General features: G+C 62.6%; 13 protein-coding genes. 11 read left to right on the top strand and 2 right to left on the bottom strand.

What is annotated here, in order from left to right:
• Positions 1–144: 144 nt before the first annotated feature.
• The 7 genes from yqhD to ACB033_RS19895 all read left to right on the top strand — a co-directional run bounded on the left by yqhD (position 145) and on the right by ACB033_RS19895 (position 10,284).
• Positions 145–1,308: an alcohol dehydrogenase gene (gene yqhD, locus ACB033_RS19925; RefSeq protein ID WP_005306449.1), complete on the top strand. Its 1,164-nt coding sequence runs from the start codon at positions 145–147 to the stop codon at positions 1,306–1,308.
• A 507-nt stretch (positions 1,309–1,815) separates the two neighbouring features.
• Positions 1,816–3,342: a Re/Si-specific NAD(P)(+) transhydrogenase subunit alpha gene (gene pntA / locus ACB033_RS19920; RefSeq protein WP_017764816.1), complete on the top strand. Its 1,527-nt coding sequence runs from the start codon at positions 1,816–1,818 to the stop codon at positions 3,340–3,342.
• An 11-nt stretch (positions 3,343–3,353) separates the two neighbouring features.
• A complete protein-coding gene (gene pntB, locus ACB033_RS19915; RefSeq protein WP_005306445.1) occupies positions 3,354–4,838 on the top strand; it encodes a Re/Si-specific NAD(P)(+) transhydrogenase subunit beta in 1,485 nt (494 codons plus the stop codon).
• Between the two features lie 96 nt (positions 4,839–4,934).
• A complete protein-coding gene (locus ACB033_RS19910) occupies positions 4,935–5,687 on the top strand; it encodes an ABC transporter substrate-binding protein (RefSeq protein WP_139724381.1) in 753 nt (250 codons plus the stop codon).
• A gap of 315 nt (positions 5,688–6,002) precedes the next feature.
• Positions 6,003–7,310, top strand: a complete 1,308-nt coding sequence (locus tag ACB033_RS19905; RefSeq protein WP_206866034.1) for a serine dehydratase subunit alpha family protein — start codon at positions 6,003–6,005, stop codon at positions 7,308–7,310.
• A gap of 166 nt (positions 7,311–7,476) precedes the next feature.
• Positions 7,477–8,877, top strand: a complete 1,401-nt coding sequence (locus ACB033_RS19900; protein ID WP_371140194.1) for an L-cystine transporter — start codon at positions 7,477–7,479, stop codon at positions 8,875–8,877.
• 78 nt (positions 8,878–8,955) lie between these two features.
• A complete protein-coding gene (locus tag ACB033_RS19895; RefSeq protein ID WP_371140193.1) occupies positions 8,956–10,284 on the top strand; it encodes a CoA-disulfide reductase in 1,329 nt (442 codons plus the stop codon).
• 142 nt (positions 10,285–10,426) lie between these two features.
• On the opposite strand, the gene ACB033_RS19890 is transcribed toward ACB033_RS19895, so the two are convergent.
• Positions 10,427–11,182, bottom strand: a complete 756-nt coding sequence (locus ACB033_RS19890) for an outer membrane protein assembly factor BamD (RefSeq protein WP_005306434.1) — start codon at positions 11,180–11,182, stop codon at positions 10,427–10,429.
• Positions 11,183–11,299: 117 nt separating this feature from the next.
• Here ACB033_RS19890 and rluD point away from each other — a divergent pair, with 117 nt between their 5' ends.
• From rluD to ACB033_RS19870, 4 genes are all read left to right on the top strand, one after another.
• On the top strand, positions 11,300–12,280 hold the full coding sequence (gene rluD, locus ACB033_RS19885) for a 23S rRNA pseudouridine(1911/1915/1917) synthase RluD (protein ID WP_010635820.1): 981 nt from the start codon (positions 11,300–11,302) through the stop codon (positions 12,278–12,280).
• 122 nt (positions 12,281–12,402) lie between these two features.
• Positions 12,403–13,140: a peptidoglycan editing factor PgeF gene (gene pgeF / locus ACB033_RS19880; RefSeq protein ID WP_371140714.1), complete on the top strand. Its 738-nt coding sequence runs from the start codon at positions 12,403–12,405 to the stop codon at positions 13,138–13,140.
• 173 nt (positions 13,141–13,313) lie between these two features.
• Positions 13,314–15,887: an ATP-dependent chaperone ClpB gene (gene clpB / locus ACB033_RS19875; protein WP_010635822.1), complete on the top strand. Its 2,574-nt coding sequence runs from the start codon at positions 13,314–13,316 to the stop codon at positions 15,885–15,887.
• A gap of 60 nt (positions 15,888–15,947) precedes the next feature.
• A complete protein-coding gene (locus ACB033_RS19870) occupies positions 15,948–16,772 on the top strand; it encodes an MBL fold metallo-hydrolase (protein ID WP_371140713.1) in 825 nt (274 codons plus the stop codon).
• Between the two features lie 222 nt (positions 16,773–16,994).
• Here ACB033_RS19870 and asnA read toward each other — a convergent pair whose 3' ends face one another.
• Positions 16,995–17,987 (bottom strand): aspartate--ammonia ligase, encoded by a 993-nt coding sequence (gene asnA / locus ACB033_RS19865; protein ID WP_024942111.1) that lies wholly within the window; start codon positions 17,985–17,987, stop codon positions 16,995–16,997.
• Between the last annotated feature and the right edge of the window lie 114 nt (positions 17,988–18,101).

Below are 18,101 nucleotides of genomic sequence, written 5' to 3'. Positions count from 1 at the left end.
GTATGCTCTTGGAGTCTGTTCTGGCTGCTTTGTAGAAATAGGCAAAGAACTAGCAGGATGTTGTCTTGATGGTATTGGTTGTCTGGAGAAAAATGCAATCACATTTTTGCGGCCTGGCCGCCAGAGACTAAAAAGGCAATGTCGATGAACAACTTCACCCTGCATACCCCGACCAAGATCCTGTTCGGCAAGGGCCAGGTCGCCCAGCTGCGTGAACAGCTGCCGCGCGATGCCCGCATCCTCATCACCTACGGTGGCGGCAGCGTGGTGCGCAGCGGCCTGCTGGCCCAGATCCGCAGCGAACTGGCCGGCATGACCCTGTTTGAATTCGGTGGCATCGAGCCCAACCCCACCTATGAAACCCTGATGGGGGCGGTCGAGCTGGCCCGCGCCGAGCGGGTCGACTTCCTGCTGGCTGTCGGCGGCGGCTCCGTGCTGGACGGCACCAAGTTCATCGCCGCGGCTGCCCATTATGATCCGGCCCGGGATCCCTGGCACATCCTCGAGACCGTGGGCAACGAAGTGCGCTCCGCCATCCCGCTCGGCGCCGTGCTGACCCTGCCGGCCACCGGTTCCGAGATGAACATGGGCGCCGTGGTGACCCGGCGCAGCACCGGCGACAAGGTGCACTTCTTCTCGCCCTTCGTGATGCCGCGCTTTGCCGTGCTCGACCCCGTGCTCACCTACACCCTGCCGGCCCGTCAGGTGGCCAACGGGGTGGTGGATGCCTTCGTGCACATCCTGGAGCAGTACCTCACCTACCCGGTCAACGCCAAGGTGCAGGATCGCTTCGCCGAGGGCCTGCTGCTGACCCTGCTGGAAGAGGGCCCCAAGGCACTGGTGGAACCGGAAAACTACGAGGTGCGCGCCAACATCATGTGGAGTGCCACCCTGGCGCTGAACGGCCTGATCGGAGCCGGTGTACCGCAGGACTGGGCCACCCACATGCTGGGCCACGAGATCACCGCCCTGCACGGCCTCGACCACGCCCAGACCCTGGCGGTGGTGCTGCCGGCCCTGCTGCAGGCCAAGCGCCAGCAGAAACACGCCAAGCTGCTGCAATACGCCGAGCGGGTGTGGGATCTGCGCAGTGGCAGCGAGGCTGAGCGCATCGACGGCGCCATCGCCGCCACCCGCGACTTCTTCGAGCGGATGGGGATCAAGACCCGGCTGCGGGATTACGGCGTGGCGGACGCAGGAATTGATACCCTGCTCGGCAAGCTGGCGGAACACGGCATGACCGCCATCGGCGAGCACGGCGATATCGACCTGGTGCAGAGCCAGCATATTTATGAGGCGGCCTGGTAAGCCGGGCGCACCGGTCAGTCACCATCGAAACGATTAAATAACAGGGGCCGGATCCGCCTATTTGGCGGGTAGACGGCCCCTTGTCTGTTACAAAACAGTTACTTTTTTCGTTTTCGGCCTGATATCTGTGATCCGTGCGGATTTCGTAAGAACAAAAAGCGCTAAGATAGAGGGCCGGTAAAACATTTTTTTTGACTGGTTGGATCACTTTTTCCAGCGCTTTTTACTGGTATAAGTCGCTAATTTGGTTTGTTTTTTTAAATCATGGTCCGGGACGGGCTGAATTCTGTACGCGCGCTGCCGGGACTGCGGTTGTAATAAAACTCCAAAATTTGATACTAATCACCTTCGCGCCTGAAAAGCGGGGGCCTGACCATGACAGGAGGTTGAGGTAAAGCCTACTGATTTTCATAACAAAGGGCCCGTGACCTGCACTTTGGTCATGTCTTGTTTCGCCAGAAATGCGACACTGGGCAGCGATTGTTTATTAACCATCAGGGAATAGTCATGCAGATTGGAATACCGAGAGAGAGTCTCGCCGGTGAGACCCGGGTCGCAGCGACCCCGGCCACCGTTGAGCAGCTGAAAAAGCTCGGCTTCGAAGTCGCTATCGAGGCCGGTGCCGGCCTGCTGGCCAGCTTCGATGATGCCGCCTTCGAGGCTGCCGGTGCCAGCGTGGTGCCGAGCGTCTGGCAAGCCGACCTCATCTTCAAGGTCAATGCGCCGACCGATGCCGAGATCGCACAAATTAAAGATGGTGCCACTCTGGTGAGCTTCATCTGGCCCGCCCAGAACCCTGAGCTGGTCAAGAAGCTGTCCGCGCGCAACATCAATGTGATGGCGATGGACATGGTGCCGCGGATCTCCCGTGCCCAGTCCCTCGATGCCCTCTCCTCCATGGCCAACATCGGTGGCTATCGCGCCGTCGTTGAAGCCGCGCACCAGTTTGGTCGCTTCTTCACCGGCCAGATCACCGCCGCCGGTAAAGTGCCGCCCGCCAAGGTGCTGGTGATCGGTGCCGGTGTCGCCGGTCTGGCCGCCATCGGTACTGCCGGTTCCCTCGGTGCCATCGTGCGTGCGTTCGATACCCGTCTGGAAGTGGCCGAGCAGATCGAGTCCATGGGTGGTGAATTCCTCAAGCTCGACTTCGGCGGCGAGGATGGTTCCTCCTCCGATGGTTATGCCAAGGTCATGAGCGAAGAGTTCATCGCGGCTGAGATGGCGCTGTTTGCCCAGCAGGCCAAGGAAGTGGACATCATCATCACCACCGCCCTGATCCCGGGCAAGCCGGCACCCAAGCTGATCACCAAAGAGATGGTGGACAGCATGAAACCGGGTTCCGTCATCGTGGACATGGCTGCCCAGGCTGGCGGCAACTGCGAATACACGGTATCGGGTGAACTGCATGTCACCGACAACGGCGTCAAGGTGATCGGTTACACCGATCTGCCGGGCCGTCTGCCTGCCCAATCCTCCCAGCTCTACGGTACCAACCTGGTCAACCTGATGAAGCTGATGTGCAAGGAGAAGGACGGCAACGTCGCCATCGACTTCGAAGACGTGGTGCAGCGCAACATGACGGTGATCCAGGCCGGTGAAGTGACCTTCCCGCCGCCCGCCATCTCCGTCTCTGCCGCCCCGCAGAAGCCGGCCGCCGCCAAACCGGCTGCCAAGAAAGAAGAGGCCAAACCCTCCAACAAGAAGTTCGTGTTCGGTGCCCTCGGCATCGCCGCCTTCGGCTGGGTTGCTGCCGTGGCGCCTGCCGCGTTCCTCTCTCACTTCACCGTATTCATCCTGGCCTGTGTGGTCGGTTACTACGTGGTGTGGAACGTCTCTCACGCCCTGCACACGCCGCTGATGTCGGTCACCAATGCCATCTCCGGCATTATCGTGGTCGGTGCCCTGCTGCAGATTGGGCAAGGGTCGACCCTGGTCACCGCATTGGCCTTCATCGCCGTGCTGATTGCCAGTATCAACATCTTCGGCGGCTTCACCGTCACTCAGCGCATGCTGAAGATGTTCCGTAAGGATTAAGGGGGTTTAACGTGTCTCAAGGACTGGTAACAGCATCCTATATCGTTGCCGCCGTGCTCTTCATCCTCAGTCTCGCGGGACTGTCGAAGCAAGAGACGGCCAAACATGGCAACCTGTTCGGTATCGCGGGTATGGCCATCGCCCTGCTCGCCACCGTATTCAACCCGGAAACCAGTGGCGTTCACTGGATCATCCTGGCCATGGTGATCGGCGGTGCCATCGGCGTGCGTCTGGCGCTCAAGGTCGAGATGACCGAAATGCCCGAGCTGGTGGCCGTGCTGCACAGCTTCGTGGGTATGGCGGCCGTGCTGGTGGGCTTCAACAGCTTCATCGATCTGCACCCGTCTGCTCCGGCTGAAGTAGTGGTCTCTGTCGGTTCCAACCTGGATGCCACTCTGGCCGCAGCCCGCGCCGCCTTCGAACAGGCCAACAGCGTCGCCCAGGTCGAGCACCTGACCGGCGCCATGCTGAACATCCACCTGGTGGAAGTGTTCTTGGGCGTCTTCATCGGTGCGGTGACCTTCACCGGTTCCGTGGTGGCGTTCGGCAAGCTGCGTGGCCTGATCTCTTCCAAGCCGCTGATGCTGCCGCACCGCCACAAGCTGAACCTGCTGGCCGTGGTGGTCTCCATCGCGCTGATGATCCACTTCGTCAACGCCGGTGGCTCCACCTTCGCCCTGCTGGTGATGACCCTGATCGCCTTCGCCTTCGGCTGGCACCTGGTTGCCTCCATCGGCGGCGCCGACATGCCGGTGGTGGTCTCCATGCTGAACTCCTACTCCGGTTGGGCGGCGGCGGCGGCGGGCTTCATGCTCTCCAACGACCTGCTGATCGTCACCGGTGCCCTGGTGGGTTCTTCCGGTGCGATCCTCTCCTACATCATGTGTAAAGCGATGAACCGCTCCTTCATCTCCGTGATCGCCGGTGGCTTCGGCTCCGACGGTGTGGCCTCCACGGCCGACCAGGAGATGGGCGAATACCGCGAGACCAGCGCCGAAGACGTGGCCGAGCTGCTGAAAAACTCCAGTTCCGTCATCATCACCCCGGGCTACGGCATGGCGGTGGCGCAGGCCCAGTATCCGGTGGCCGAGATCACCCAGAAGCTGCGTGATCGCGGCGTCAAGGTGCGCTTCGGTATCCACCCGGTTGCCGGTCGTCTGCCTGGCCACATGAACGTGCTGCTGGCGGAAGCGAAAGTCCCGTACGACATCGTGCTGGAAATGGACGAGATCAACGAAGACTTCAGCGATACCGACACCGTGCTTGTGATCGGTGCCAACGACACCGTCAACCCGGCTGCCATGGAAGATCCGGGCAGCCCCATCGCCGGCATGCCGGTGCTGGAAGTGTGGAAGGCGCAGAACGTCATCGGCTTCAAGCGTTCCATGAACACTGGCTATGCCGGTGTGCAGAACCCGCTGTTCTTCAAAGAGAACACCCAGATGCTGTTCGGCGATGCCAAGGCCAGCGTCGAGGCCATCCTGAAAGCGCTGTAAGCGCCGGAGAGGAAAGCAAAAAGGAGGCTGCGGCCTCCTTTTTTATTACTTACTTTTTGGTATATCCTCAGCCAATGCACAGAGGGAGAGCGCGGCATGGTGTGGCGGAAAGGATGGATCCTGTTTTGTCTCTGGTGGGGGAGCCTGGTGCAGGCCGCCGAGCCGCCGACCCTGACCCTGCTCACCGAGCTGTGGCCGCCTTATGTGATGCGCCTCGACGACGGCAGTCTGGGTGGTGCCGATCTTGAGCTGGCCCGCACCGTGCTCAAACGGATGGGCTACCAGACCACGGTCAAGGTGCTGCCCTGGAAGCGGGTGCTGCAGGAGGCCAGGTTCCAGCGCGGCGATGCCATCGTCGACGCCTTCTTCGAGGAGCGCCGGCTGGAGTGGCTGCACTATCCTGATGAGCCCCTCTCCCAGAGCGGTGAAGTGATCTTCTTCCCCTTCAGCAAGCCTGTCGACTATCAGAGCCTGGAGAGCCTCAAGGGGCTGCGCATTGGTATTCAGTCCGATTACGCCTATGGCGAACCCTTCCTGACCTCGGCCCTGTTCACCCGGGTGCCCATGACCGGGGAGAACAACATGATCAAGCAGCTGCACCTGATGATGGCCGGACGGCTGGATGCGGTGGTGATGAACCAGATAGTGGGCCGTTACCTGCTCAAGGGGCAGGGTCTGCAGGATCAGATCGGTCACAGCGAGAAGATGGTGACCGAGAGCAACCGCAACTTTCTCGCCTTTACCCACAGGCCCGGCAACGAACGGCTGGCCTATCAGTTCTCCCTCGCCCTCAAGGCCTTCAAGCAGACCCCCGAGTATCAGGCCCTGCTGACCCGCTACGGGCTCTGACCCCCTCTTGAACCGGCGGCACCGGGCCGCTATCGCCCTGTTGTGCGCCTGTTCACATTTTGTGGCACTTCACCGCCAGTGGGGCATAATGCCTGCGCAAAAAGCGAGTCGGCTCAATTTTATTTGAGTCCTATTGCTTTAGAGTTACCAAAAGTTGATCGGATTGCCCAGCGCCGCAGCGGCTCCGATCATAGGCGCGGCCCTCATTCGGCTGCCGCCAGACCGGCATCTCCCGCCATACTGGTTATATGTCGCTCCGCCGTTGCACGGCGGGCCGGACAGCACAATACACGCCCCTATGCGGGCACCATGAACATGAGACACATCGCAATGAACGCACAATGGACCGACTTTATTACCCTGCTCAAGCGTGAAGTGGTGCCGGCCCTTGGCTGCACCGAGCCCATGTCGGTGGCGCTGGCGGCGGCCAACTGCCGCAAGCTGCTGGGGCAGGTGCCGACCCGCGTCAGCGTCTGGGTCAGCGGCAACCTGTTCAAGAACGGCATGGGGGTCGGGGTGCCGGGCACCGGCATGATAGGGCTGCCGGTGGCGGCCGCTGTCGGTATCACCGGCGGCAACCCGGATGCCGGGCTGGAGGTGCTCAAGACCCTCACGCCGGATCAGGTTGAAGCCGCCAAGGCGCTGCTGCCCGCCATCAAGGTGGACGTGAAGGATGTGCCGGACGTGCTCTACGCCGAGGTGCTGGCAGAGGTAGAGGGCCACAGCGCCCGGGTGGTGATCTGTACCGACCACACCCGCATCATCCTGATGGAGCGCGATGGCGAGGTGCTGATGGCGCAGGACAGCGCCCCCGGCGTGCAGATCCAGGCCGCGCCTGCCAGCAAGCCCGCCATGACCCTGCGCGAGATCGTGGAGTTCGCCCTGCAGGTGCCGCTGGCCGAGATCGACTTCATCCGCGAGGCGGCCACCATGAACCAGGCGCTGGCGGACGAAGGGTTGCAGGGGTATGGCCTGCGCATCGGCAAGATCCTCACCGAGCAGGTGGAGCGCAAGCTGCTCTCCGATGATCTGATGACCCTGGCCATGCGCCTCTCTTCCGCCGCCTCCGACGCGCGGATGGATGGTGCCATGCTGCCCGCCATGTCCAACTCGGGCTCCGGCAACCAGGGCATTGCCGCCACCATGCCGGTGGTCGCCGCCGCCCGCTTCCTCAAGGCGAGCGACGAGCAGCTGACCCGGGCGCTGGTGATGAGCCACCTGGTCGCCATCTACATCAAGACCTACCAGAACAAGCTGTCGGCCCTCTGTGCCGCCAGCACCGCCGCCATGGGGGCGGGGGCCGCCATCACCTGGCTGCTGGGTGGTCAGTTCGAGCAAATTAGTCACTGCATCAACAACATGATTGGCGACGTTTCCGGTATCATCTGCGACGGTGCCGGCAGCGCCTGTTCCATGAAGGTCTCTACCTCCACCTCGGCGGCGGTGAAATCCTCGCTGATGGCCATCAACAATCTGCGGGTCCCCCAGAGCGAAGGCATCGTCTCCGACGATGTGGATCAGACCATCGCCAACCTGGGCCGCCTCTCCAAGCAGGGGATGCTGGATACCGATATCGAGATCATCAACATCATGCGGGCCAAGCAACAAGGCAAGGCCGAGTGATGCAAGAGGGTGGCGCAGGCCACCCTCCGTTTTTCTGCCAGCTGACGCCACCCCGGCCACACCGGGGGGCACGCCGCCACGACGCGGCAGGTTTCAGGGAGGAGTGCGTACAGGGCACTCGTCCGCACACTTCGGGCCTGGCCCGATCATTTTGGGGAATATCGTCATGACTCTTAGCGTTATAGGTAATCTGGCCATCCTGGCCATGTTGCTGCTGTTTCTCTATCGGTTGCAGCAGACCCACGTCAGCTTCACCCGCCGGGTCTTCTCGGGGCTGGGGCTGGGCATCCTGTTCGGCGCCGCCCTGCAGCTGCTCTACGGGGCCGGTTCCGACGTGCTGGTGCAGACCGGCGACTACCTGGATATCGTCGGCAGCGGCTACGTGAAGCTGCTGCAGATGATCATCATCCCGCTCATCATGGTCTCCATCATTGGGGCCATCCTCAAGCTCAACGGTGGCACCGCCCTTGGCAAGATCAGCGCCATGACCATTGGCGTGCTGATCTTCACCACCATGATCGCCGCCGGGGCGGGCATCCTGATGTCCAACCTGTTCGGCCTGACCGCCGAGGGGCTCACCGCCGGCGCCGCCGAAACCGCCCGCGGGGCGGCCCTGCAGACCACCCTCGGCAGCGTCGAGAGCATGTCCTTTGCCAAGATGGTGCTGGAGTTCATCCCGGCCAACCCCTTCCTCGATATGACGGGGGCGCGCAAGACCTCCACCATCGCCGTGGTGATCTTCTCCATCTTCATCGGCCTCTCCGCCACCGGTATCGCCCGCAAGAAGCCGGAGATCTTCGTGAGTTTCGGCCACTTCATGCAGGTGGCTCACGTCATCGTGATGCGGATGGTGACCCTGGTGCTGCGCCTCACCCCCTACGGCGTGCTGGCGCTGATGACCAAGGTGGTGTCCGGCTCCAACTACGCCGACATCATCAACCTGCTCAACTTCGTGCTGGCCTCCTACGGTGCCATCGCCATCATGTTCGCCGTGCACCTGCTGCTGGTGGCGCTGGTGGGCATCAACCCGGCCCGCTTCCTGAAGAAGATCATGCCGGTGCTGGCCTTTGCCTTCACCTCCCGCACCAGTGCGGGTTCCATCCCGATGAACGTGCAGACCCAGACCAAGGCGCTCGGCATTCCGGAGGGGATCGCCAACTTCGCCGCCTCGTTCGGTTCGACCATCGGCCAGAACGGCTGCGCCGGCATCTATCCGGCCATGCTGGCGGTCATGATTGCGCCGACCGTGGGGGTCAACCCCATGGATCCGGCCTTCATCATGACCCTGATCGCCATCATCACCGTCAGCTCCTTCGGGGTGGCCGGCATTGGTGGCGGCGCCACCTTCGCCGCCCTGATCGTGCTCTCCGCGCTGGACTTTCCGGTGGCGCTGGCCGGTCTGCTCATCTCCATCGAGCCGCTGATCGACATGGGCCGTACCGCGTTGAACGTCTCCGGCTCCATCACCGCCGGTACCGTCACCAGCCGTCTGCTGGGGGAGACCGACATGGCGGTGTTCAACAGCGAGCAGGAAGTCTGTCTGGACGGCGAAGAGTCCACCATCTGATCCGCCGCGGGAGGGGATCCCTTCCGCCATCAACCACAGGGAGGGCATGCCCTCCCTGCGTCATTGACAGGAGCAAGTATGAGAATCGTGATCATCGGTGGCGAAGCCGCCGGCATGAGTGCGGCCGCCAAGGCGCGCCGACTGGCCAAAGAGGCTGAGATAGTGGTGTATGAGGCGTCCGAGGTGATCTCCTTCGGCGCCTGCGGTCTGCCCTATTTCGTTGGCGACGAGTTTCAGGAGCCCGGCTACATGGCCGAGTTCACCCCGGCGCAGTTCGCCGCCAAGGGGATCGAGGTCAAGACCGGCCACCGGGTGCTGAGCCTGGATGCCAATGCTCAGACGCTGAAGGTCGAACATAACGGCGACACCTTCACCGATCGCTACGATCGGCTGATGATCGCCACCGGCGCCCGCGAAGTGATGCCGCCCATCCCAGGCCTGCAGCAGGAAGGGGTATTCGGCCTGCGCCGGATGGCCGATGGGCTGGCCCTCAAGGCCGCCGTGCAGGAAAAGGCCAACCGCCGAGCCCTGGTGATCGGCTCCGGCTTTATCGGGCTGGAGGTGGTCGAGGCGCTGGTCCATCAGGGCAAGGAGGTGCGCCTGATCGAGCTGGCGGAGCGGGTCATCCCGGAGGCGTTCGACAGCGAGATCACCCAGCATATCGAGACCGAGCTGCGTGAGCAGGGAGTCTCCCTCCATCTCGGCGAGCGGGTCGAAGCCCTGTTGGGAGAGGGCCGGGTGACCGGCGTGCGCACCAGCCATGGCGAGTACGAGGCCGATATAGTGGTGGTCTGCACCGGGGTCAAACCCAATACCGAGTTCCTGGCCGATACCGGCATCGAGCGGCTCGGCAACGGTGCCATCAAGGTGAACCGGCAGGGGCGCAGCTCGCTGGCCAACGTCTGGTCGGCCGGTGACTGTGCCAGCGTCTGGCACGGCGTGAAGCAGCAGCAGGTCTATGTGCCGCTCGCTACCATCGCCAACAAGCTGGGGCGCATGGTGGGCGAGAACCTGGCGGGCGCCGAGCAGGAATTCCCGGGCACCCTCGGCTCTGCGGCACTCAAGGTGCTGGGGCTGGAGGCGGGCCGTACCGGCCTCTCCGAGCAGGAAGCCAAGGTGATGGGGATCGACTATCGCACCGTGGTGATCAAGGACAAGTGCCACACCAACTACTGCCCGGGTCAGTCCGACATCCACGTCAAGCTGGTCTACGAGGCGGGCAGCAAGCGGCTGCTGGGGGGGCAGATCCTCGGGCGCAAGGGGGCGGTGCACCGCATCGATGCGCTGGCGGTCGCCATCACCATGGGGGTGACCACGGAGCAGCTCGGCATGCTGGACTTTGCCTACGCGCCGCCCTTCTCCCGCACCTGGGATGTGCTCAACGTGGCGGGCAACGTTGCCAAGTAATACAAGGCATGACGGCGTGGCTGATGTGCGCCGTCTTTCCCCATGCCGCCGGCACGGGGTGGTAAAGGGGCATGTCGTTCATGAACAGCGCCCATAAAAAAACCGGAGCCAAGGCTCCGGTTTTTCATTGTGCGGCAAGCGATCAGCTGCGACCGAGACGATTGTCCGGGTAGTTCTTGGCCAGCACTTCGCGGGCGTGCTGGGCCAGGGTCGGCATCTTCAGGGTGTCGTAGGAGTTGATCATGATCTCCAGCGCCTTCTCGGTTTCGGCCGTGTCGGGGTAGGTCTCGACGATCAGCTTGGCCCGGTTGGCGGCGGCGATCAGCGCATCACGCTTCACATAGTACTCGGCCACGCTCAGGTCGTAGCGGGCGAGCCGGTTCTTCAGACCGATCATGCGGGCACGGGCATCGGCGGCGTAGACGCTGTTGGGGTAGTTCTGCAACAGGGTCTTGAAATCCTGGAAGGCCTGACGGGCATAGGAGGGGTCTTTGTCGTCCCGATCTATGCCCAGGAAGTCCTGGAAGAAGTTGTAATCGCCGGCCATGTTGGTCAGACCGCGCATATAGAAGACGTAATCGATATTTTTATGCGCCGGGTTGAGGCGGATAAAACGGTCGATATTGGCGATCGCCTGGGCAGTGTCATCCTGCTTGTAGTAGGCGTAAATGAGGTCGAGCTGAACCTGGTTGGAGTAGGCACCGAAAGGATAGCGAGAATCCAGCGCTTCCAGTAACTCGATAGCATTCAGGTAGTTACCGGCATCCAGCTTGACGCGTGCTTTCTGGTACAGGGTCTCCGGCGGTTCGTCCGGTACCTTGGGTTTGGTGCTGGAACAGCCTGTGATCAAGGTAGCGACCAAGGCGAGTGACATCAGCAGGTGAGACTTCTTTCCCATCAACAACATCCGGTCCATTTCCACGAAATTGGCAAAGTATCCGTTATGCTTGGCTAAAAGAAAAGCTAGAATACCCGGATTATTTCGAATTGATACCCCCCGCTCAAGAGACCATACATGAGCCAGCATATTGAACTGACAGGCGAATTCCAGGATCACCAATTCGGGCAGCGACTCGACCAGGCCCTGGCCGAATTGTTTCCAGACTACTCCCGCACCCGCATCAAGGAGTGGATTTTACAGGACAGAGTGACCCTGGATGGTCAGGTTGCCAATACCCCGCGCGAGAAGGTGCTGGCCGGGCAGAAGGTACATGTGGATGTCGAGCTGGAAGATGACACCCGCTTCGATGCGCAGGATATCGAGCTCAACATCGTTTACGAAGATGAACACATTCTGGTGATCGACAAGCCGGCCGGTCTGGTGGTTCACCCGGGCGCCGGTACGCCCGATGGCACCATCCTCAACGCCCTGCTGCACCGCTACCCGGACATCGCCGAAGTGCCCCGCGCCGGTATCGTGCACCGTCTGGATAAAGACACCACGGGTCTGATGGTGGTCGCCAAGACAGTGCCGGCCCAGACCCATCTGGTGGAAGCGCTGCAGGCGCGCCAGATCACCCGTGAGTACGAAGCGATCGCCATCGGTCACATGACCGCCGGCGGCACCGTCGATGCTCCCATCGGCCGTCACCCGACCCAGCGCACCCACATGGCCGTGGTGCCCAATGGCCGTCCTTCCGTGACCCACTACCGGGTGCACGAGAAGTTCCGCGGTCACACCCGGCTGCGGTTGCGGCTGGAAACCGGTCGTACCCACCAGATCCGTGTGCACATGGCCCACATCAAGCACCCGCTGGTGGGTGATCCGGCCTACGGCGGTCGTCTGCGTCCGCTGCGCAACGCCATCCCCGAGCTGACCGAAGCCCTGCGCAACTTCCATCGCCAGGCGCTGCACGCCACCATGCTGCAGCTGGCTCACCCCATCACCGGTGAGGTGATGCAGTGGCACTCGCCGACGCCGCAGGACATGCTGGATCTGATGGAAGTGCTGCGGGCCGATACCCTGGCCAATCCGGACGATCTGGTCTGGAACTGATAATAAAGAGGGCGCGCTTGCGACGATTCCTGCCGTAACCCGCCCTGCATGACTCGAAACGGGGCCCCTTGACTGGTTGCAGCCAAGGGGCCCCGTTTTCATATGAACGAAAGGAGCCACAGATGAAATGGATCGAACCCGACTGGCCGGCCCCGGCCAGGGTCAGAGCCCTGTCGACCACCCGTGACGGCGGCGTCAGCGAGGGGGTCTTTGCCGGCCTCAACCTGGGGGCCCACGTGGGGGACGAACCGGCCAGGGTCGAGGCCAACCGGGCCCGACTGCAGCAGGCGTCCTCCATCCCCGGCACTCTCAACTGGCTCAATCAGGTGCACGGCACCGCGGTGCATCCCGTCAGCAGCGACTATGGCTGCGCGCCGGATGCGGATGCCGCCTGCGCCCGAGACGCGGGGCAGGCCTGCATCGTGATGACTGCCGACTGCCTGCCTGTGCTGTTCTGCGATCGGGCCGGCACCGTGGTGGCCGCCGCTCACGCCGGCTGGCGTGGGCTGCAGGGGGGCGTGCTGGAGGCGAGCATCGCCGCCATGGGTCGCGAGCCGGGCGAGATCCTGGCCTGGCTTGGCCCGGCCATCGGCCCGCAGGCCTTCGAGGTGGGTGGCGAGGTGCGCGAGGCCTTTATGGCGGAGCAGGCTGCAGCAGAGGCAGCGTTTGTCCCTTCGCCCAACGAGGGCAAGTGGCTGGCGGACATCTACCAGCTGGCCCGCCTGCGCCTCGCCCGCGCTGGCATTACCGCCGTCCATGGCGGCGAGCACTGCACCTTCAGCGACAGCGAGCGCTTCTACTCCTATCGTCGCGACGGCCAGACCGGCCGAATGGCTTCCATCATCTGGCTGGCCGAATAAATACTGAGCGGCCCCTTGTTTGCCAAGGGGCCGTGATCCCCTCACGCCTGCATCTGCAGAAAAAATAACCAGCCTCACCCCTTGAAATAGTCCGTACGGGCCTCATCTTTCATCTCAGAAAGTTATGTTGTTTGCCGCGCAAGCGGCGTCTGCCTGTTTGAAGGGGGAGTGCAATGCGCCTCGATCGCCTGACCAGCAAATTCCAGATTGCTATTTCCGATGCCCAGTCTCTTGCGCTGGGTCGTGACCACCAATTCATTGAACCCGTTCACCTAATGACCGCCCTGGTCAATCAGGATGGCGGCTCCATTCGCCCGTTGCTGACCCTGACCGGGCTGGACATCAATGCCCTGCGTTCGCGTCTGGGTGAAGAACTCGACCGCCTGCCGCGTGTCAGCGGCGTGGAGGGAGATGTGCAGCTCTCCAACGGCCTCGGCCGGCTGCTCAACGTCTGCGACAAGCTGGCCCAGCAGCGCAAGGATCAGTTCATCTCCTCCGAACTGTTCGTGCTGGCGGCCCTCGACGAGAAGGGGACGCTGGGCGAACTGCTGCGTGCCCAGGGGCTGACCAAGGAGAAACTCGAAGCGGCCATCGACAAGGTGCGTGGCGGCAAGAAGGTGGAGGATGCCAACGCCGAGGAGAATCGCCAGGCGCTGGAGAAGTACACCATCGATCTGACCGAGCGGGCCGAGATCGGCAAGCTTGACCCGGTGATCGGCCGGGATGACGAAATTCGCCGCACCATCCAGGTGCTGCAACGCCGTACCAAGAACAACCCTGTGCTGATCGGGGCTCCCGGCGTCGGCAAGACCGCCATCGTCGAAGGGCTGGCCCAGCGCATCATCAACGGCGAGGTGCCGGAGGGGCTCAAGAACAAGCGGGTGCTCTCCTTGGACATGGGGGCCCTGGTGGCCGGTGCCAAGTATCGCGGCGAGTTCGAGGAACGGCTCAAGGCGGTGCTGAACGACCTGGCCAAGGAGGAGGGCAACGTCATCCTCTTCATCGACGAGCTGCACACCATGGTCGGCGCCGGCAAGGGCGAGGGGGCCATGGACGCGGGCAACATGCTCAAACCAGCGCTGGCGCGGGGCGAACTGCACTGCGTCGGGGCTACCACGCTCGATGAATATCGCCAGTTCATCGAGAAGGATGCCGCGCTGGAGCGCCGCTTCCAGAAGGTGCTGGTGGAAGAGCCGAGTGTGGAGGATACCATCGCCATCCTGCGCGGCCTGAAGGAGCGTTACGAGCTGCACCACCACGTGCAGATCACCGACCCGGCCATCGTGGCAGCGGCCCAGCTGTCGCACCGCTACATCGCGGATCGTCAGCTGCCGGACAAGGCCATCGACCTCATCGACGAGGCGGCGGCCAGCATTCGGCTGCAGATCGACTCCAAGCCCGAGTCTCTCGATCGGCTCGAGCGGCGCATCATCCAGCTGAAACTCGAACAGCAGGCGCTGATGAAGGAGGATGACGACGCCAGCCGCAAACGGCTCGAGCTGATCAACCAGGAGATCGGTGAAAAAGATCGGGAATACAATGAGCTGGAAGAGGTGTGGAAGGCCGAGAAGGCTGCCCTCGCCGGCACCCAGCACATCAAGGCGGCGCTGGAGCAGGCCCGTCAGGATCTCGACGTGGCGCGCCGCGCAGGTGACCTGGGTCGCATGTCCGAGCTGCAGTACGGCCGCATTCCTGAGCTGGAGAAACAGCTGGATCTCGCCACCCAGGCCGAGATGCAGGAGACCAGCCTGCTGCGCAACCGGGTCACCGACGTGGAGATCGCAGACGTGCTGGCACGCTGGACCGGGATTCCGGTGGCCCGCATGCTGGAAGGGGAGCGCGAGAAGCTGCTGCGGATGGAAGATCAGCTGCACAGTCGGGTGATCGGCCAGGAGGAGGCGGTCGAGGCGGTCTCCAACGCCATTCGCCGCTCCCGTGCAGGTCTCTCTGACCCGAACCGCCCCATCGGCTCTTTCCTGTTCCTCGGGCCCACCGGGGTGGGCAAGACCGAGCTGTGCAAGGCGCTGGCGGAGTTCCTGTTCGATACCCAGGACGCCATGGTGCGGATCGACATGTCCGAGTTCATGGAGAAACACAGCGTGGCCCGTCTGGTGGGGGCGCCTCCCGGCTACGTGGGTTATGAAGAAGGCGGTTATCTGACCGAGGCGGTGCGTCGTCGCCCCTACTCGGTGATCCTGCTGGACGAGGTGGAGAAGGCCCATCCGGATGTGTTCAACATCCTGCTGCAGGTGCTGGATGACGGCCGGCTGACCGATGGTCAGGGTCGTACCGTGGACTTCCGTAACACCGTGGTCATCATGACCTCCAACCTGGGGTCGGATCTGATTCAGGAGCACCACTCCGAGAAGGATTACGACGAGATGAAAGCCATGTTGATGGAGGTGCTGGCACGCAGTTTCCGGCCGGAGTTCATCAACCGGATCGACGAGACGGTGGTGTTCCACCCGCTCGGCGAGGAGCACATCAAGTCCATCGCCCGCATCCAGCTCAAGAGCCTGATGAGCCGGCTGGAGGCCCAGGGCTACGAGGTGGAGGTGAGCGAAGCGCTGCTGAACAAGCTGGTGCACGCCGGGTTCGACCCCGTCTATGGGGCGCGTCCCCTCAAGCGGGCGATCCAGCACAAGGTGGAGAACCCGCTGGCGCAGGCGCTGCTCTCCGGCCGCATCGTTCCCGGCAAGAAACTGCTGCTGGGAGCCGACAGCAACGGCCTCACCATGACCCAGTAACGGGATCGTCGATAAAAAACGCAGGCTTGATGCCTGCGTTTTGTTTTCTGAGGGACTGAAATGCTGAAGTTTTCCGTCTTGGTGGATGACGACGTTCATCTGCCGGAGTGTCTACCCGAGCGAGGGTTGGCGCTGCTGCTGGAGTGCGACGGCCTCAGGGTGCTGTTCGACAGCGGCCGTGGCCGGGCGCTGTGCCACAACGCCGCCGTGATGGGGATCGATCTCGCCTCGCTCACCCATGTGGTGCTCTCTCACGGTCACTACGACCATGTGGGCGGGGTAGGCTCGCTGCCCGTCTATCCGATTCCCATTCCTCTCATCGCCTGCCCGGACGTGTTCTGCGAGCGGGGCTATTTCCTGCCGCTTCCCTTCTGGCGGCGCAACCTCTATCGCCTGTCGGGAGTGCTGGAACGGGAGTCGCTGGCGGCCAGAGGCTTGCTCCCCCACTGCTCGGCCGAGCCGGTGTGGCTCTCGGATCGTCTGGTGTTCCTCGGCAGCATTGTGCGGCGCGACCGGGCTGCGCCTTCGCTGCTCGGCTACATAGTACGGGGCGGGCGGGTGGAGAAAGACCTCATCAGTGACGACTCGGCGCTGGCCTACAAGAGCGAGCAGGGGCTCATCGTCTTTATCGGCTGTGGTCACGCCGGGACCGAGAACATCATCGAGCGGGCCAGGGAGGTGTGTGGTGATGAGCGGATCCACGCCGTCATCGGCGGCCTGCACCTGAAGTTTTCCGGTTCGCAGCGGGCGGCGGCGCTTGGCGCCTATCTGCAGGAGGAGGCGGTGGAGAAGCTGTTTGCCTGCCACTGTACCGGCAGCAGGAAAGCGGAACTGCCGCGCCAGTGCCAGATCGGAGCCGGTTTCGAATACCGGTTTTCGGCGTAAAAAAAACGGCAATCCGAAGATTGCCGGGAGGAATGTAGTGAAGCGACCTGACGTGGGTTGAGCGGGTCGCAGGGGCAAGCCCCCGATGGCGAAGCAAGGCCGCTGCCGGTCTTGCCTCTTACAGCCTGCCGGGGTTGCGCTCGCTCAACCCCGACGGCCACTTGCCTGTCGCCATGCCGGCGGCGATCGCGCCGGCCTGGCCTTCATTCGTTACAGCATGCGTTACAGCATGCCTTGCACGGCGGCTTTCATCTCGGCCGGCCAGACACCGACCTGAACCTGACCTATGTGCTCTTTTTGCAGCAGCAGCATGGCCAGACGGGATTGACCGATGCCGCCGCCGATGGTTTGCGGCATCCGGGCGGCCAGCAGGTCCTGGTGCCAGTCGTACTGCAGGCGATCCTCGTCGCCGGTGATGGCGAGCTGGCGGCGCAGCGCCTCGGCGTCAACCCGGATCCCCATGGAGGAGATCTCGAAGCTGTCCTGCAGCACCGGGTTCCACACCAGGATGTCACCGTTCAGACCAGCTAGGCCCAGCTCGCTGTGGCTGCTCCAGTCGTCGTAGTCCGGGGCACGCACGTCGTGGCGCTCACCGTGGGAGAGGGCACCGCCGATACCGATCAGGAACACGGCACCCAGCTCCTTGGCGATGGCGCGCTCGCGCCCCTTGGCGTCGAGATCCGGGTAGCGGGTCAGCAGCTCTTCGCTGTGCACGAACTGGATTTCGGCCGGCAGGAAGGGGGTCAGCTCATGTTCGGCACAAACCGCGCGCTCGGTGGCCTTGATGGCGGCCCAGATGCCGCGCACCGTCTCCTGCAGGTAGGCCAGATCGCGGCGCTCGCTCGGCATCACCTTCTCCCAGTCCCACTGATCCACGTAGACGGAGTGGATGGGGGTGAGGCGATCCTCGTCCGGACGCAGTGCCTTCATGTGGGTGTAGATGCCTTCGCCCGGACCGAAGCCAAAGCGGCCCAGGGTCTGGCGCTTCCATTTGGCCAGTGAGTGCACCACTTCGTAGCTGTGCTCAGGCAGGGTCTTCACCTTGACCTGCACCGCATTCTCGTGGCCAGAGAGGTTGTCTTGAGTGCCATCACCGACCCGGCTCAGGATGGGGGCTTGTACCTCCATCAGACCCAGTTGTTGGGCGAGTTGGCGGGAGAACATCTCTTTGACGAAGCTGATCTGTTGCTGGCTGCGAATGTAGTGCTGTTTCATGCTGAATACCTGTCTTGAACCCGTTGGATGTGAGGATTCTTCAACAGATCGCCGACTAAATTCAATATTCGATAATAGAAATAGGCTTTGTGTATTTTTTTCTTCAAAATATGC

Source organism: Aeromonas sp. S15(2024), from assembly GCF_041402265.1.
Taxonomy (GTDB): domain Bacteria; phylum Pseudomonadota; class Gammaproteobacteria; order Enterobacterales; family Aeromonadaceae; genus Aeromonas; species Aeromonas dhakensis.
This window is presented reverse-complemented; position numbering and strand designations above follow the sequence as displayed.

What these genes read in the sequence shown, in the direction of transcription:
- ACB033_RS19895 (WP_371140193.1), top strand. Translation starts at nt 8,956, where the DNA reads ATGAGAATCGTGATCATCGGTGGCGAAGCCGCCGGCATGAGTGCGGCC.
- pntA (WP_017764816.1), top strand. Translation starts at nt 1,816, where the DNA reads ATGCAGATTGGAATACCGAGAGAGAGTCTCGCCGGTGAGACCCGGGTC.
- ACB033_RS19910 (WP_139724381.1), top strand. Translation starts at nt 4,935, where the DNA reads ATGGTGTGGCGGAAAGGATGGATCCTGTTTTGTCTCTGGTGGGGGAGC.
- rluD (WP_010635820.1), top strand. Translation starts at nt 11,300, where the DNA reads ATGAGCCAGCATATTGAACTGACAGGCGAATTCCAGGATCACCAATTC.
- pgeF (WP_371140714.1), top strand. Translation starts at nt 12,403, where the DNA reads ATGAAATGGATCGAACCCGACTGGCCGGCCCCGGCCAGGGTCAGAGCC.
- yqhD (WP_005306449.1), top strand. Translation starts at nt 145, where the DNA reads ATGAACAACTTCACCCTGCATACCCCGACCAAGATCCTGTTCGGCAAG.
- ACB033_RS19890 (WP_005306434.1), bottom strand. Translation starts at nt 11,182, where the DNA reads ATGGGAAAGAAGTCTCACCTGCTGATGTCACTCGCCTTGGTCGCTACC.
- ACB033_RS19905 (WP_206866034.1), top strand. Translation starts at nt 6,003, where the DNA reads ATGAGACACATCGCAATGAACGCACAATGGACCGACTTTATTACCCTG.
- ACB033_RS19870 (WP_371140713.1), top strand. Translation starts at nt 15,948, where the DNA reads ATGCTGAAGTTTTCCGTCTTGGTGGATGACGACGTTCATCTGCCGGAG.
- asnA (WP_024942111.1), bottom strand. Translation starts at nt 17,987, where the DNA reads ATGAAACAGCACTACATTCGCAGCCAGCAACAGATCAGCTTCGTCAAA.
- ACB033_RS19900 (WP_371140194.1), top strand. Translation starts at nt 7,477, where the DNA reads ATGACTCTTAGCGTTATAGGTAATCTGGCCATCCTGGCCATGTTGCTG.
- clpB (WP_010635822.1), top strand. Translation starts at nt 13,314, where the DNA reads ATGCGCCTCGATCGCCTGACCAGCAAATTCCAGATTGCTATTTCCGAT.